General features: G+C 61.2%; 11 protein-coding genes and 4 pseudogenes. 7 read left to right on the top strand and 8 right to left on the bottom strand.

The window, feature by feature from the left end; all coding sequences use genetic code 11:
• Positions 1 to 223 precede the first annotated feature (223 nt).
• A pseudogene (locus ACPTTF_RS35515) lies at positions 224 to 557 on the bottom strand (hypothetical protein).
• Between the two features lie 521 nt (positions 558 to 1,078).
• On the opposite strand from ACPTTF_RS35515, the gene ACPTTF_RS35510 reads away from it, so the two are divergent.
• The 3 genes and pseudogenes from ACPTTF_RS35510 to ACPTTF_RS35500 all read left to right on the top strand — a co-directional run.
• Positions 1,079 to 1,483: a host attachment protein gene (locus ACPTTF_RS35510; protein WP_423372236.1), complete on the top strand. Its 405-nt coding sequence runs from the start codon at positions 1,079 to 1,081 to the stop codon at positions 1,481 to 1,483.
• 39 nt (positions 1,484 to 1,522) lie between these two features.
• Positions 1,523 to 1,789, top strand: a pseudogene (locus tag ACPTTF_RS35505) (IS256 family transposase); the annotation flags it as partial.
• A gap of 59 nt (positions 1,790 to 1,848) precedes the next feature.
• A pseudogene (locus ACPTTF_RS35500) lies at positions 1,849 to 2,037 on the top strand (ISNCY family transposase); the annotation flags it as partial.
• Between the two features lie 899 nt (positions 2,038 to 2,936).
• Here ACPTTF_RS35500 and ACPTTF_RS35495 read toward each other — a convergent pair.
• From ACPTTF_RS35495 to ACPTTF_RS35485, 3 genes and pseudogenes are all read right to left on the bottom strand, one after another.
• Positions 2,937 to 3,419: pseudogene (locus ACPTTF_RS35495) on the bottom strand (type VI secretion system tip protein VgrG); the annotation flags it as partial.
• Between the two features lie 281 nt (positions 3,420 to 3,700).
• The gene (locus ACPTTF_RS35490; RefSeq protein WP_208102007.1) at positions 3,701 to 3,967 is read right to left on the bottom strand and encodes a hypothetical protein; all 267 of its coding nucleotides are present in this window, start codon (positions 3,965 to 3,967) and stop codon (positions 3,701 to 3,703) included.
• 15 nt (positions 3,968 to 3,982) lie between these two features.
• Positions 3,983 to 4,783, bottom strand: a complete 801-nt coding sequence (locus tag ACPTTF_RS35485) for a Fic family protein (protein WP_423372235.1) — start codon at positions 4,781 to 4,783, stop codon at positions 3,983 to 3,985.
• Between the two features lie 560 nt (positions 4,784 to 5,343).
• Between ACPTTF_RS35485 and ACPTTF_RS35480 the strand changes: the two genes are divergently transcribed.
• Positions 5,344 to 5,658 carry a helicase gene (locus ACPTTF_RS35480; protein WP_423372234.1) on the top strand — a complete coding sequence of 105 codons (315 nt, stop codon included), beginning with the start codon at positions 5,344 to 5,346 and terminating at the stop codon, positions 5,656 to 5,658.
• Between the two features lie 992 nt (positions 5,659 to 6,650).
• On the opposite strand, the gene ACPTTF_RS35475 is transcribed toward ACPTTF_RS35480, so the two are convergent.
• Positions 6,651 to 6,848 carry a hypothetical protein gene (locus ACPTTF_RS35475; protein WP_423372233.1) on the bottom strand — a complete coding sequence of 66 codons (198 nt, stop codon included), beginning with the start codon at positions 6,846 to 6,848 and terminating at the stop codon, positions 6,651 to 6,653.
• Between the two features lie 28 nt (positions 6,849 to 6,876).
• Positions 6,877 to 7,608, bottom strand: a complete 732-nt coding sequence (locus ACPTTF_RS35470) for a GntR family transcriptional regulator (protein WP_423372620.1) — start codon at positions 7,606 to 7,608, stop codon at positions 6,877 to 6,879.
• Between the two features lie 127 nt (positions 7,609 to 7,735).
• On the opposite strand from ACPTTF_RS35470, the gene pcaB reads away from it, so the two are divergent.
• From pcaB to ACPTTF_RS35455, 3 genes are read left to right on the top strand one after another with little or no spacing between them, the layout of a single operon-like run.
• Positions 7,736 to 9,109 carry a 3-carboxy-cis,cis-muconate cycloisomerase gene (pcaB, locus tag ACPTTF_RS35465; RefSeq protein ID WP_423372619.1) on the top strand — a complete coding sequence of 458 codons (1,374 nt, stop codon included), beginning with the start codon at positions 7,736 to 7,738 and terminating at the stop codon, positions 9,107 to 9,109.
• A 27-nt stretch (positions 9,110 to 9,136) separates the two neighbouring features.
• Positions 9,137 to 10,546 (top strand): cation:dicarboxylate symporter family transporter, encoded by a 1,410-nt coding sequence (locus ACPTTF_RS35460; RefSeq protein ID WP_423372232.1) that lies wholly within the window; start codon positions 9,137 to 9,139, stop codon positions 10,544 to 10,546.
• Between the two features lie 26 nt (positions 10,547 to 10,572).
• Positions 10,573 to 11,961, top strand: coding sequence for a class II fumarate hydratase (locus ACPTTF_RS35455; RefSeq protein WP_423372231.1), 1,389 nt, complete (start codon positions 10,573 to 10,575; stop codon positions 11,959 to 11,961).
• A 639-nt stretch (positions 11,962 to 12,600) separates the two neighbouring features.
• On the opposite strand, the gene ACPTTF_RS35450 is transcribed toward ACPTTF_RS35455, so the two are convergent.
• Positions 12,601 to 13,101, bottom strand: a complete 501-nt coding sequence (locus ACPTTF_RS35450) for a flavin reductase family protein (RefSeq protein ID WP_423372230.1) — start codon at positions 13,099 to 13,101, stop codon at positions 12,601 to 12,603.
• Between the two features lie 138 nt (positions 13,102 to 13,239).
• The gene (locus ACPTTF_RS35445) at positions 13,240 to 14,268 is read right to left on the bottom strand and encodes a methionine synthase (protein ID WP_423372229.1); all 1,029 of its coding nucleotides are present in this window, start codon (positions 14,266 to 14,268) and stop codon (positions 13,240 to 13,242) included.
• Position 14,269 lies beyond the last annotated feature (1 nt).

The following is a 14,269-nucleotide window of genomic DNA, read 5'->3' as shown; positions in this document are numbered from 1 at the left end:
GAGCAACTTGTCGTGTTTGCTCAACGGATGTGCGCGGCCCACGAGTGGCGTGCCAAATGATCATCCGTCGCTATATCGGCGCCGGAACGTATTGCTGAAGAGTCTTTAATTCAATTAATTATTTTTTGTTGAATTGAAAATTAATTGTTGGGGTTTTGCAAGGCGATGTTATTGGAAATGAGGGAGTGTCGAAGCTTCCAAGCGTGCTGCATTCTGCCGGTGGCTAGTGAGAGCCATGTTCGCGGGCATCGTCGATTTCAATGCAGAGATAGCGAATCGTGTTTTCCGGCTTCATATATCCGGGCAGCAATTGCATCGCCCGAGGATTCTTCGTTCACCTGTAAATTGGCGAAGCTTTTAGGTGGCGCATCGTGTGCGTGCCGTATGCGGTATCGTCGAGGCCAATCGGCCACGTGGCTTCCGTGATGGACGTCCTGCATCTGCACCCGCGTAAGACTGCGTGCTCGAAGCTTGTTATCCATTGCAAGATTGAACATCGCGAGCTCACTAGCGTTCGACGCCATCCGACGCCGCGTCGGGATCGTCCGGTTTTCCACTCGATTGTCAACAAGCTTGTTGGGCTCGCTTGAAGACTGGTTGCCGGGGCGAGGAGCATTTTTCGTACCGTCAGCGATATCGTCTGATCAACTGAGCAGTTATTGAGCATGCCGCCCCAGTCATCCTTTGCATGCAAGGGGCCATTTCGACCTTTACATCATCGCTGACATTCCATCGAATCCGCCTGCCCCGCTCCTGGAAGCAGGTGGCCGACATGGGCGTGCTCAGCGCCAACGGCGACAAGATCTACCCGTACATAAACTTCGACCGGATCGCGGACTTCAAGGAAGTGGCCGATACGCTACAGATGTAAGCGTGCTGCGAGGCCACGGCGTACGATGATGCGCGCCGTAGAACCATGTAATGGCGCCACGGGCTCGATGCTCGCGGCGCCATTTTTTTATGTGGCGTCAGTGCGGGGCCCCTTCCGAAAGATGTATCCTGAATCTGGCGCGGTTTCGCAACGGCGCGTCGGCACCGGTCGCGCTTATGTTCTGTCAAAACCACTACAGGAGTGGCGATGAGCAACGTAACGTGGATTGTGGTGGCTGGAGAGGGTCGCGCACGCATCTTCGCATCGGGCAATGGGTCGTCCGCGCCGCAGCAGATCGACGATATTTCCAACGCAAATCAAAGCGCGGTATTGCTCACGGACAAGCAGGCCGAGGCGTTTTCCGAGAGCGAACGCAAAGAGAAAGAGCGGGACAAGTTTGCGCTCCAAGTCGCGAAGTACCTGGAAGACGGGCGACTGCATCAACAATTCGGCAATATGAGGATCATTGCGGAACCGAAGTTTCTGGGGATGTTGCTCAGCTATCTGGATGAGCAGACCAAGAAACTCGTGTCCAGCCACGAGAGCAAAGACTATTCGAGTTTGAGCACGAAGGAGGTCGAGGAGATTCTTGCGCGGGGGGGCTGTCAGTAGTTTCGTGTTCAAGGCATATGATGCTCCGAAGGAGACTATATGCCTCGCAAACCGAAAGCCAAACCGATAGACCTGCCGGCGATTCCCGCCGAGTTGCTTGAGCAATTCGGCAGCGGTCCCATGACGGCTGCAGCAATCAACGCCGCAACGCTGGCCCTCAAGAAGGCGCTGATCGAGCGAGCGCTGGGCGGCGAGATGAGTCGCCATCTCGGCTACCCGCCTGGCGCGGCCAAGCCAGGTACCGTAACCAACCAGCGCAATGGCACGGGCCCCAAGACAGTCCTGACCGAGCACGGCCCGATCCGTCATCAATCTAACGGTGTCCACGTGTCCTGAGTTACAGGGGCAACTCCAGTGGCCACGCGAGCAACCATCAGTTACCCGAAGATTTGGCGCTTCGTGCCTTGAGCCTGATCCGTGAGCGCTACGTCGATTTCGGGTCAACGCTGGCTTGCGGGAAGCTTTGGGAGTGCCATGGTATTCCGTTGGCCAATGAGACGGTCAGGAAGCTGATGACGGACGCTGGGCTCTGGATTCCGGGCCGGCGACGGCCGACCTCAGGCGGCGTGTGTCCGGATGGCGGCATAGGCCAAGCGACTACCCACTTCAGTTGCCTTCATTCGTCCGCTTGCCGAACAAGTTGACATTACCAGCCCAATCACTGAGAGACGCATAGCGGAATGGCTCCGACGCCGTTCGTGGCTGGCATCTGACCCACTACGACCTCCCCCGGACCCGGACCGCCGCAAGGATGAGGGGGCCCGTGATTAATCTGATTGGACATTCCCGGGGGGCGAGTACCAAGCTTAGCAATATCTCCCGACCTTTCGATAACGTCCTGCCGCGCCTTATCGTATGTCTTATGCGCCGCTGTATCGATTTCATCCAGTTTCTTCAGCATTTGCGCCGTTTGTTCAGGCGTAGCTTTGGCCTCGGGCGGCCGCTGACCATCTTTCCAAGGGTACATCCATGCCCAGTCGATCAGTTGGTTGTCGAGCAAAGGCCCCATCTTTACGAATCCTTTTTCCAGCGTCAACTCCCCGACTGGACCGCAGGAGAACTTGGCAAACTGCGGCACCAACGGATGATTCCCGCGCTCGACAATTCTTGAAGTCCGTCCATCGCGGTAGATAGTGACATTCGCAAGCTCGGAATACTGATCCGTGGTGCAGTTGACAAGAAGCTGCCTCACTACCGAATAGGGTTCTTTGGGCGCTTCATAAACGATCATTAGATCGACGTGCCTGACCGGATTCGAGGAGAGCGCATCGATGACTCTTTGTGCGAAATAAAGGGTGCGGGTTGGCTTGTCGCCTTGAGCCCAGATCAGATACCGTGCTGTCGGCTCTGGGCGCTGGTCAAGAGTTTGCGAATCGACCGCACTACAACCAGTAATCACTGTGCAGGCCACAGCCGAAAGCAGCAACGACAAACGACTGGCCCATGAGGGACGACGCACGAGCGTCGACAGGCGCGCCTGTTGGTCGAACCGGATCTTGACCTGCTGGCCGGTCATGTCCTCGGGGCGAAGGTCATGGCGATGGGACAGCAGGTCGCGGTGGATCTCGGGCATCCGGTTCACGTGCTCGTCGACGACGGCGGCGCTGACCAGCAGCACGTCCGAGCCGAGCGGCTTATCGAGCGTCACGTAGCGGTTGAGCCGGGGCAGGCGAGCAGAGTTGGCGGCGCCGTTGATCGCCTCGGCGACCGCGCCGGGCATCTTGTCCATCAGCGAGAAGCCGGTTTGCGCGAGCTGCATCGCGCGCTGGACGGTGTCGACGTGCCAGGCCAAACCAGCCAACGAGCCAAACTGTCCGGCGACACCGGAGGCGAGCGAGCCGCCGAGGCCGCCCAATGCACCGCTAATCGGCGTCAAGGCGCCCAGCGGGCTGCCGCCGAGCCGTGGCGGACGACCGCCATTCGGAGCGAAACTCATTTTTTTGTTCATTCCTTCTCAGGTTCTGCCCGACAGGCCAGCCGGCCCGAGGCCCCGCTACTGTAGGAGAAAGGCCGACAAAACAAAAGACACTATCTGGCCCCTGATTCCATCGATGAACCGATAGGCTATGACCAGCGGCGGAAGGATTTGTTGACGTCTGGTCTGTCCGCTCGCCCTCGCGGTGAACCGCAAAAATCGGCCCGCATCATTACCGCCCGCCGCGCCAACTGGCCCGGCAGGTCTTTCTTTTCCTCTCGGTTTCCCTTGTCGTTGCGCGGTCAGCCGCGCCAACCGGTAATCGTGATAGGCGATGCGATTGCGTCTTGATACAGATTCTTTCTCGAGCCTCTGCCGCGATAGGGGGCGATACCAACAGGCATTCTCACCGGCGCAATCCCCGGCGTGTATCCGCGTGCCTTCTCGCTCACCGTCATCCCTCCGATGATGCGACCGTCGGGATTCGGTGCCTCAATCAAGACGCCAAAAGAGCATTCTTCGACGGTCCAACCGGTGGGGAGATCGACGGGTAGGTTCAGATCGCTCACGACGATTTTCCTAACTTACGTCCGAAAATCCGGCGACGGCGGAGCCGTATCCGGTGCGGGTGCATGACTCAGCCCGAGCACGTCGAGATACGTGTCGAGCGAGCGTTGCGCAGATTCGGCAACCAGCCGCGTGATGTCGCCGTAATCGCCACGAACGCAGGCTTTGTCGAGCGAGTCATAGTAGGCAAGCCGATCCTCTTTACGGATGATTGCTGGCGGATAGCCAGCCTTCATCAACTCGAAGTTGAGCAGCAGCCGCCCCGTCCGCCCGTTGCCATCGATGAACGGATGGATCTTCACGAATCGCGTGTGCAGTTCCGCCGCACGCTCGATCGGATGCATGTCTTCAGCCGCCTCATACCAGTCGATCAGCGCGGCCATTTCAGCAGGCAGATGCATGAAGTCCGGCGGGGTCGTACTCGCACCCGCGTTCACCACGTTTTCGCGGCGATACCGGCCTGCTTCTTCAGCGTCGATGCCTTTCAACGCGAGACTGTGGATGTTGCGGATCTGCCATTCCGACAATGCTTCCGTTTTCGCCACGATGTCTTCGACATAGACAATCGCGTCACGATGGCTTGTCGCCTCGACGTGCTCGCGAAGGGACTTTCCGCCGACCGTAATGCCTTCGAGTACCACCTTGGTTTCTCGCAGCGTCAGCGTGTTGCCCTCGATCGCGTTCGAGTGATACGTCCAGTCAAGCAACAACTTTTCGCGCAGCGAGGCAACCGTGTGCTGCGGCAGCGGACGCGCGGCGTCGAGTGTCGCCTTGTCGGCATCGATCGTGTTCAGCATCGCGGAGGTTTGATTCGGCATTTGCTTCTCAAGGCGAGGTTCACTATTCGCCAGCACATATCCCAATGGAGATGGTCAAGCGGGTTTCCGCATTTTCTGCCATTGCAGGATTTCCAGCACATATGATCGGCCCATATCGGGCATGGTGCGCGAGTCTGGCGAGTCTGCTGGCAGAAGCCACTTGTCCAGCGTCCGCACGGCAATGCTCAAGCACGCGGCAAACTCCGCTCGCGTCATACCCAGTCGATCCATCGCTACGCGCAGCAGCTACTGCCGGGGAAGTGCTGCGAGATCTTCTTTCGTTGTCGTGCGATGAGCGGCACGGTAGGCATAAGTCCCTGCCACTTGCTTCGGTCGAGCGCCGTTACTTTGCCGCGCTTCCAGCGCCATTCGATGTACCGGTCCAGGGCAGCGACGGTTTTCGGATGACTCAGAGAGACGCAACAGGCCTTCGAGCCTTTGACGATCGCGCCTCGAACGCTCACTGCCTCGCAGCGCCCACGGCCATCGCGCGACAAGGCCAATTTTCGGCCGATCCTCGCGCGGCGTTAGAATAGCGCCCCTTGTCATGGGAGACGAAAATGTCCTGGTTCGTTTACGAAGTACCCGAATACCACGAAGATGCTGCGCGCATCGAGCCCTTCAGCGACCTGCGTAGCCGTGTGCTGAAAGATGCTGGCCTTGCCATGGCCGAAGAACTGGAAAGCGTTCGCGAGAACGCCGCGGCGACGGCGGACACGCCCGAGCGCCCCCTGCGTACTCCGGAAAATCCGCATGTCTTTCCGATTCCTTACGCCGAGTCCATGATCCTGGTCGGGTTCATCTTCGATCTGAAACGCGAATTCCGGCAAGTGGTCGTGTCACCCGTGGAAATGCCCTGGCTGAACGAAGCGTAAAAGGTGGCCGGAATGGAAGCCGGCGGGAGCGTCGTGCCTGTTCTGGAGCCGTGTCCGAATATCCAGCGTACGCTTTCGGATACACATGCCGCGAGCTGGAACCGCGCGTCGAACTGAATCGCGCCGCGCAGTTGTTAAAGCAGGGGTAGCTGCCGTGGATCGCGAGTGCGTACCGAGACGCATTCGACATCTATCCGGACACGTTGCCATCCAGGCGACCACGGGGACGTGCGCCCCATCAACGATCAAGTCAAGTCGAAGGCAGACGCTTCAAACCCCTCCCGCACAAGATGCGTCAGAGGCCGCCACGCCGGCGTCCAACCCACGCTGCCAATTGACGATTGGTCAGGCCCGGCACGCACTCATGGACGAAACAGATACAGGCGTCGGGCACCGGCGCGGCAGGGAACGTCGGCGGTAACGCGAAGGCCGACAGTCGCAAGGTGCCGGTCATCCACGGCTCGCTACAACAACGACAACTGAGCCGGTATGCTTGCGCGGCCTGCCTGATCGCTTTCCTTTACCGCTGAGCTCTGCTGGTCCGTGGACTGAGTATTCCCGTCATCCGGTCGATACTTCCGCACCCAATCGACGCCAAGCACATCAGATGAGAACACAACGCCGGGCGCAATCCGAACAAGCTGGCTCATCTGCGGATTCTCCTAAGCAGTCTGAACGTCGAAGTGCGCGGCTGCATAGCGCGCACTGCAGTTCCACACTTCGACGCCGTCACGGGTGAAGGTTGCCCATCCGTCTTTGACGATCACCTCTGCACCGGGAAATACGTCACCGTATCCGTTTGCCGTAGCAGCGAAAACCGTCCGCTCGCGACACGTCACCCAGTATTTCCCATCGGCTAGCGTTAGTGGCTTTGTGCTCAACCGTCAACTCGACTCACTGTTTGATCAAAAAACGATCGCGGCTCTTTGCTCCCGCAATCCATTGAAGGCCCTGCCACGTCCGCTTCATGTTACGCCAGTCTTCGGGGCGCGTTACTTCGGCGCGACCGGCGCGCTCGTGTTCGTCGCAACCGCATCGCGCCGCCTGAAAAGTTGCTCGGCCGTGATGCCATATTTGGTGAACTGATCCGGATCGACGATAGCGGCAACCGTGCCATCCGGGCACGCAGCCACCTTGCCTCTGAACGTCCAGTCGAGATCAATTATTCCATTCACGCAATCGCCGAACACGCTACGCGATTTCAACAGGACCTAACCCCTACCCCACCGATCGCTTCAACCGCATCGACAACGAGAAACTGTCCGCCGGGTGCACCGTCACGGAGAATTCGAACGCGTCACCGGCGGCGTCCAGGTAGCGGCGCGAAATCTTCAGCACCGCCGCGCCGGGCGCGAGCCTGAGTCCCTTTCCGATGCGCTCGTCCGCGAGCGTCGACGCGCGCACCTCCTGCTCGATCTCGGCGATCTGCCGGCCATAGTGCGCTTCGATCAGCGCACTGACCAGGTCAGTCGTCTTGCGCACCCGCTCGCCGATGTCCGCGTACGCCGGGTCGATATAAATGTCCGTCCAGGCCATCGGGGCGTCAGCCCGGCCTTCCTCGAGACGGATGCTGGAGATCCGCAGCAAGGGCGTCCCCTCCGGGCAGCCGATCTCGCGCGCCAGTTCTCCTTTCACCTTGACCGTTCCCACCGATTGCACGTGGCGGGAATGCTCGACGCCGAACTGGACGAGATCGTCCACCGAGGCAAGCGTCGGCCGGAACCGAGCCTGGGGCCGCGACGCCTCCACGCGCGTGCCCACATTCTTGCGGCGCGACACGAGCCCCTGGTCCTGCAATTCCTGCAGCACGGCGCGGATCGTGTAGCGGCTCGCGTTGAACTGCTCGCACAACTCGAATTCAGTGGGGAGCAGCGTGCCGACCGGGAAGCGCCCGCTGGCGATCCCGTCAAGAAGTTGTCCGGCAATCTCCGCCGCGTTGGTTTTGCTCATCTGGTTGGCCAACATCAGTTTTCATTCGAATTGGGTAAACCCGGATTTGCTAATTATGTTCGAACATATCTAATGCGATTTGTTCGAACATATTAACCAGCCCGGCTTCCCACCACAAGGTCGCACCATGCTCCACAACGCCATCCCCGCCGCCAGCACCGTCGTCGATTCCGCGCTCTTCCGGGATGCCTTCGGCACGAAGAAGATGCGCCAGATCTTCTCCGACGGTGCGCTCGTGCAGCGCTACATCGACGTCGAGATTGCGCTGGCGAAGGCCGAGGCGCGCGTCGGCGTGATCCCGAACGAAGCCGCCGATGTCATCGCGAGCGAGTCGCGCATCGACCGGATCGACTTCGACCACTTGCGCGAGGAAACCGACATCGTCGGCTACCCGATCCTGCCGCTGGTGCACCAGCTCGTGGCGATGTGCGGCGAAGCAGGCCGCTACGTGCACTGGGGCGCGACCACGCAGGACATCATGGACACCGCCGTCGCGCTCCAGGTGCGCGACGCACTCGACAGCATCGACGCCGACATTCGCGAACTGCGCGGCATTCTCGCAGATTTGTCGACGAAGTACCGCGATACCGCAATGGCCGGCCGCACTCACCTGCAACAGGCGCTGCCGGTGACCTTCGGCTACAAGACCGCTATCTGGCTGGCGATGTTCGACCGGCACCAGCAGCGTCTCGCCGAACTGCGCCCTCGCGTGGCCGTGGTGGAATTCGCCGGCGCGGCCGGCACGCTGGCATCGGTGGGCGAGAAAGGCTTTGCGATCCAGCAGGCGCTGGCCGAGGAGCTGGGCCTGGGCGTGCCGGCCACCACCTGGCACGTGGCGCGCGACGGCTTTGCCGAGGCGGTCAACCTGCTTGCGCTGGTCACCGGCTCGCTCGGCAAGATCGCACTCGACATCATGATCATGGCCTCGACCGAGTTCGCGGAAGTCTACGAGCCCTTCGTCAAGGGGCGCGGCGCCAGCAGCACGATGCCGCAGAAGCGCAACCCGATTTCCAGCGAACTGATGCTGGCAGCCGCCAAGGCCGTGCGCCAGCACGCCGGGCTGATGGTCGATGCGATGGTGCAGGACTTCGAGCGCGCCACCGGCCCGTGGCACGCCGAGTGGATCGCGATTCCGGAGAGTTTCATCCTGACCTCGGGCGCGCTGCACCAGGCGAAATTCGCGCTGGGCGGGCTGATCGTCGACACCGCCCGGATGCGTCACAACCTCGGTATCTCCAACGGCCTGATCGTGGCGGAAGCCGTGATGATGGGCCTGGCGCCGCATATGGGCCGCCAGCAGGCGCACGACGTGGTGTACGACGCCTGCCGCACCGTCAACGAAGCCGGCGGCACGCTGGCCGACGCGCTCTGCGCAGTGCCGGTCGTCATGAAGCATCTCGACCGGGCAGCCATCGAGCACCTGTGCGACCCGGTCAACTATCTCGGGCTCGCCCCGCAGATGGTGGATCGCGCCATCGAACTCTCGAACAAGGTGGCCTGACCACAGGCCCCGGTGGAGGTAGACATCATGCAAGACCCGACCATCCAGACTCCCGCCGCGCCGCCAACCGCTCCACGGCTTCCCTGGTATCGCAAGCTCGGCATGCAGGTGCTCGTCTCGCTGCTCCTCGGCATCGGCGTCGGCTTCGTGTTTCCGGCCTACGCCGCGAAGCTGAAGCTGCTCGGAGACATGTTCCTGTCGCTCATCAAGGTCGGCGTGGCGCCGCTCGTGTTCCTGACCATCGTGCACGGCATCGCGTCGGCAGGCGACGTGAAGAGCGCCGGACGTGTGGGCTGGCGGTCGATCGTCTACTTCGAGATCATCTCGACCATCGCGCTGGTGGTCGGCATGCTCGCGGGCAATCTGCTGGAGATCGGCAAGGGGATGGCCCACGTCACGGGCAGCGCCGTCACGCCGGCGACGAAGGCCGTCGCGCCGCAGGGCTTCCTCGAATTCATGATGCACATCGTGCCCGACAACTTCGTCGGCGCATTTGCGAAGGGAGAACTGCTGCAGGTCGTGCTGCTGGCGGTCATGGTCGGCATCGGGATCCTGGCCATTCCGGAGGCGCGCCGCGCGACGATCAACAACGGCCTCGACACCCTCTCCGACGTGCTGTTCTCCTTCATCAATCTCGTGATGAAGCTGGCGCCGATCGGCACCTTCGGCGCGGTGGCGTATTCGGTGGGCATCAACGGCGCGGCCGTCCTGGTCGCACTGGCGCAATTCGTGTTGAGCTTCTACGCGGTGGTGGCGCTGTTCATCGCCGTCGTGCTCGGCATCGTGGCCAAGGTAGCCGGCTTCAGCCTGTGGCGCTTCCTGCGGTACATCAAGGACGAGATCCTGATCGTGCTCGGCACGGCCTCGTCGGAAAGCGCACTGCCGCGCCTGCTGATCAAGCTCCAGCGGCTGGGCTGCGCCAAGCAGACGGTCGGCCTGGTGCTGCCTACCGGCTACGCGTTCAATCTCGACGGCACGTCGATCTTCATGGCGATGGGCGTGATGTTCATCTCCCATGCGTACGGGGTGCCGCTGACGCTGGACCACCAGCTCGGCATCCTGGTGCTGATGCTGCTGACGTCGAAGGGCGCGGCCACGGTATCCGGCGGCTCGTTCGTGGTGTTTGCGGCGACGGTGACGTCGACCGGGGTGCTGCCGGTGGAAGGGCTGGCCGTGATCTTCGGCGTCTACCGCTTCCTGTCGATGGCCATCTCGACCTGCAACACGATCGGTAACAGCGTGGCGACAGTGGTCGTCGCGAAGTGGTCGGGCACGTTCGATGCCGAGCTGGCGAAGCGCCACCTGTATCCCGAGCGCTATCCCGACATGGCCGCGGCGGACGCCGCGCTCGACGACGGCGCCCTGCCGGGCGGCGCGGCCCATGCGGCCGATTCACATGCGTCCGGCACCCCGCTGCAACGCAGCACGGCTGCCTGAACTGAACGACCTTCGCTGAATTAATCATGATAACGTATCGTATCGAGAATGACTCGTCCGGCCCGGCGGACATCCCCGCCGACCGCTATTGGGGGGCCCAGACGCAGCGTGCGCTGGCCGTGTTCGCGGTCGGGGAGGAACGCTTCCCCGATTGCCTCGTCCATGCTTTCGGCCTGCACAAGATGGCCGCCGCCCGCGCCAACATGCGCTGCGGCGTGCTCGACGCGTCGCTCGGCGAAGCCATCGTGGCCGCCGCGGAAGAGCTGCGCAGCGGCCGATTCGACGATCACTTCCCGCTTTCCATCTGGCAGACCGGCTCGGGTACCCAGACCAACATGAACGCCAACGAGGTGATCGCGAACCGGGCCAACGAGCGGCTGGGGCAGCCGTTGGGCACCCGGTCCCCCGTCCACCCGAACGACCATGTGAACGCGTCGCAGTCGTCCAACGACAGTTTTCCGTCGGTCATGCACATGACCGCTGCCATCGAACTGGAAGACCGGCTGGCCCCGGCGCTTCGCCTGCTGCGCGACAGCCTGCACGAACGCGCCGTCGCGTTCGCCGACGTGCTGAAGATCGGCCGCACCCACCTGATGGACGCGGTCCCCACCACGCTCGGTCGTACCTTCGACGGCTTCACCGCGCAGATCGACAATGCGCTGGCGCGCGTGCGCGACACGATGCCCCGCCTGCTCGTCCTGCCGCAGGGCGGTACCGCGGCGGGGACCGGCCTGAACGCGCCGCCCGGCTTCGACCGTGCGTTCTGCGAGGAAGCGAGCCGCCTGAGCGGCCTGGCATTCCGTCCGAATCCTTGCAAGGTCGAAGGCATGGCCGCACACGACGCGTTGCTCGAACTCTCGGGTGTGCTCAACGTGATCGCCGCGTCGTTCACCAAGATCGCGAACGACCTGCGCTGGATGGGCTCCGGCCCGAACTCCGGCATTGGAGAATTGCTGCTGCCGGACGACGGGTTGACGTCCTCGATCATGCCGGGCAAACGCAATCCGACCATCGCCGAGGTCATGGTGCAAACGGCGATGCAGGTGGCCGGCAACCACGTGACGGTGACGATGGCAGCCTCCTCCGGCAGCTTTGAACTGAATGTGGCCAAACCGGTGCTGATCTACAACGTCCTGCAGTCGATCCGGCTGCTGGCGGACGGCGCGAACATGGTGGCCACCCGCCTCATTCCAGGTCTCCAGCCGGCGGGAGAACGGCTGGCGCGTGACCTGCAAAACCCTTTGCTTGCCGTCACCGCCCTCAACCCGGTGCTGGGATACGACAAGGCCGCCTCCATCACCCGCCATGCCGCTTGCCGCAGGATCGCGCCGCGCGAAGCGGCGATCGAACTCGGCCTGCTGGATGGGGAGACGTTCGACAGGCTGGTGGATCTCCGGCGCATGGCGGGGGCATGACGCGGCGTTGAAGCCGGGCAGGCCGTCGGGGGATACCGTCGGCCAACAGGTCGGATCCGAAGGCTGGACGCCGGACTTTGGCGGGGCAGATCCGGATCACGCGACCGATGAAAGGCGCGTTCTCCGATGCAACGTCGGGCGCGCATTGACTTGCCGTGCCGATCGGTTCGAGGTTTTCGATCGCATCGCGCCCCCCGCCCCCGCGCTAGCCGCATCGAGCTCGCCAATCTCGATGCGCGCCGCGACGAGTGGCGTGAATCCGGCCGCGAAAGTGTTCGCGGATCACGTGCGTGCCGGACTGGACGGCGTTTGCGTACCCGGCATGGTGTCGGTGAAACCGCCGCTCCGACGACGCCGTCTGGAGATGCCGCACGTCAATTTCAAAGCACGGAATGGATGCGCGTTAACCCTTGCTGTTGACCTGCGACGCCCGGAATAATCCAGGCCACGTTTCTCATCCGATTCATTCCGGAGTCCAGGTGTTTCATCAAGTACGTACCGGAACCAAGCTCCAGGTGCGCGCCCTTCGTCGCACCCGTTTCGCTCGCCGGCAAATGCCAGCGACGCGTAGGCGCGACGGAGCGGCACCATGAAAATCACGCCCGCCCGCGCCCGGCGGAGACAAGCGCACAAACCGCGCTATGCGCCGGCAATGTTGCAATATTGTCCTCTGAAATACAGCAATGGCTGCGTAGCAGCCACTTCTTGCAGGTCTAACGCTTTCACTTCACCAATCACGATCAGGTGATCACCCGCGACGTGTTCGGCGTAAATTTCGCAATCGAGCCAGTGAAGGCTGCCGGCAATGATCGGGTTACCCAGCGGCGACGCCTGCCATTCGACGCCGTGCCACTTGTCCGTGCCTCGTCGAGCGAATTGGTTGGAGATCCCGACTTGCGCGTCCGACAGGATATTGACGACGAAACGACCTGCCTGGCGGATTTTCGGATAGCTTGCCGAACTGGACATGACGCTGAACGACACCAGCGGCGGGCTCACCGACACGCTATAGAAAGACTGGCAAGTGAAGCCGATCGGTTCGCCATCGACGTGTGATGCAATCACCGTGATACCGGATGCGTAATGCCCGAGCGATTCGCGAAAGCTCAAAGGCTCGATGACCGTGCTGGAAAATGACATGGTAGATACCGAATACTGGGCGGCTCCGAGATATCAAGGCGGCGTATTCCGACAGATTCGGGGGGCCATTTCAAGGCACTCCCCGACATCCGCACCGCCCTCGACTCCCCGAGCGCGACTTCCGATTTCAGCTTGGAACTAGTTCGAGAGTTCTTGTCGGACGATTTCCGCGCCCGCGCTCAAAGCACTCAGCTTGCCTCTTGCGATTGCGCGCGACAACGGAGCCATGCCGCAGTTGGTGCACGGATAAAGCTTGTCGGCATCCACGAACTGAAGGGCTTTCCGCAACGTGCTGGCGACTTCCTCGGGGGTTTCAATGGTATCGCTTGCCACATCGATGGCCCCCACCATCACCTTCTTGCCTCGAATGAGCTCGATCAGCTCCATGGGAACGTGAGAGTTGTGGCATTCCAGCGAAACCATTCCGATACTGGATTTTTGCAGCTTGGGGAAGGCTTCCTCGTATTGCCGCCACTCCGACCCCAGCGTCTTCTTCCAGTCCGTATTGGCCTTGATGCCATATCCATAGCAAATATGCACGGCGGTTTCACACTTGAGACCTTCAATCGCCCTTTCCAGGGTCGCGACGCCCCAGTCATTCACCTCATCGAAGAAAACATTGAATGCGGGCTCGTCGAATTGAATGATATCGACGCCGGCAGCCTCCAGTTCCCTGGCTTCCTCGTTCAGGATCTTCGCGAACTCCCAGGCCAGTTTTTCACGACTCTTGTAATGATCGTCGTAAAGCGTATCGATCATGGTCATCGGGCCCGGCAAAGCCCATTTGATGGGCTGCCTGGTTTGTTGGCGCAAAAACCTGGCATCGTCAACAAAAACCGGCTTTTGTCGGGCAACCGCATCAACGACCGTCGGCACGCTTGCATCATAGCGATCGCGGATTCGAACGGTCTTGCGATTCTGAAAATCAACGCCGCTGAGGTGTTCGATAAACGTGGTCACGAAATGCTGGCGCGTCTGCTCGCCGTCACTGACGATATCGATGCCTGCATGTTGCTGCTCTTGCAACGACAAACGCAGGGCATCCTGTTTGCCCTCGATCAATCCCTCGTCCTGCAATTTCCACGGCGACCAAAGTGTCTCGGGTTGTGCAAGCCAGGAAGGTTTAGGCAAGCTGCCAGCGGTTGAAGTGGGTAACAATTTTTTCACG

Source organism: Burkholderia crassaminum (genome assembly GCF_964265005.1).
Taxonomy (GTDB): Bacteria; Pseudomonadota; Gammaproteobacteria; order Burkholderiales; family Burkholderiaceae; genus Burkholderia.
Note: the sequence above shows the minus strand (reverse complement) of the source record. Positions and strands in the feature narration are given on the sequence as shown.

Bases quoted from the DNA above. Each gene is read 5' to 3' on its own strand.
- ACPTTF_RS35510 (WP_423372236.1), top strand. From the start codon at position 1,079: ATGAGCAACGTAACGTGGATTGTGGTGGCTGGAGAGGGTCGCGCACGC.
- ACPTTF_RS35485 (WP_423372235.1), bottom strand. From the start codon at position 4,783: ATGCCGAATCAAACCTCCGCGATGCTGAACACGATCGATGCCGACAAG.
- ACPTTF_RS35480 (WP_423372234.1), top strand. From the start codon at position 5,344: ATGTCCTGGTTCGTTTACGAAGTACCCGAATACCACGAAGATGCTGCG.
- ACPTTF_RS35470 (WP_423372620.1), bottom strand. From the start codon at position 7,608: ATGAGCAAAACCAACGCGGCGGAGATTGCCGGACAACTTCTTGACGGG.
- pcaB (WP_423372619.1), top strand. From the start codon at position 7,736: ATGCTCCACAACGCCATCCCCGCCGCCAGCACCGTCGTCGATTCCGCG.
- ACPTTF_RS35460 (WP_423372232.1), top strand. From the start codon at position 9,137: ATGCAAGACCCGACCATCCAGACTCCCGCCGCGCCGCCAACCGCTCCA.
- ACPTTF_RS35455 (WP_423372231.1), top strand. From the start codon at position 10,573: ATGATAACGTATCGTATCGAGAATGACTCGTCCGGCCCGGCGGACATC.
- ACPTTF_RS35450 (WP_423372230.1), bottom strand. From the start codon at position 13,101: ATGTCATTTTCCAGCACGGTCATCGAGCCTTTGAGCTTTCGCGAATCG.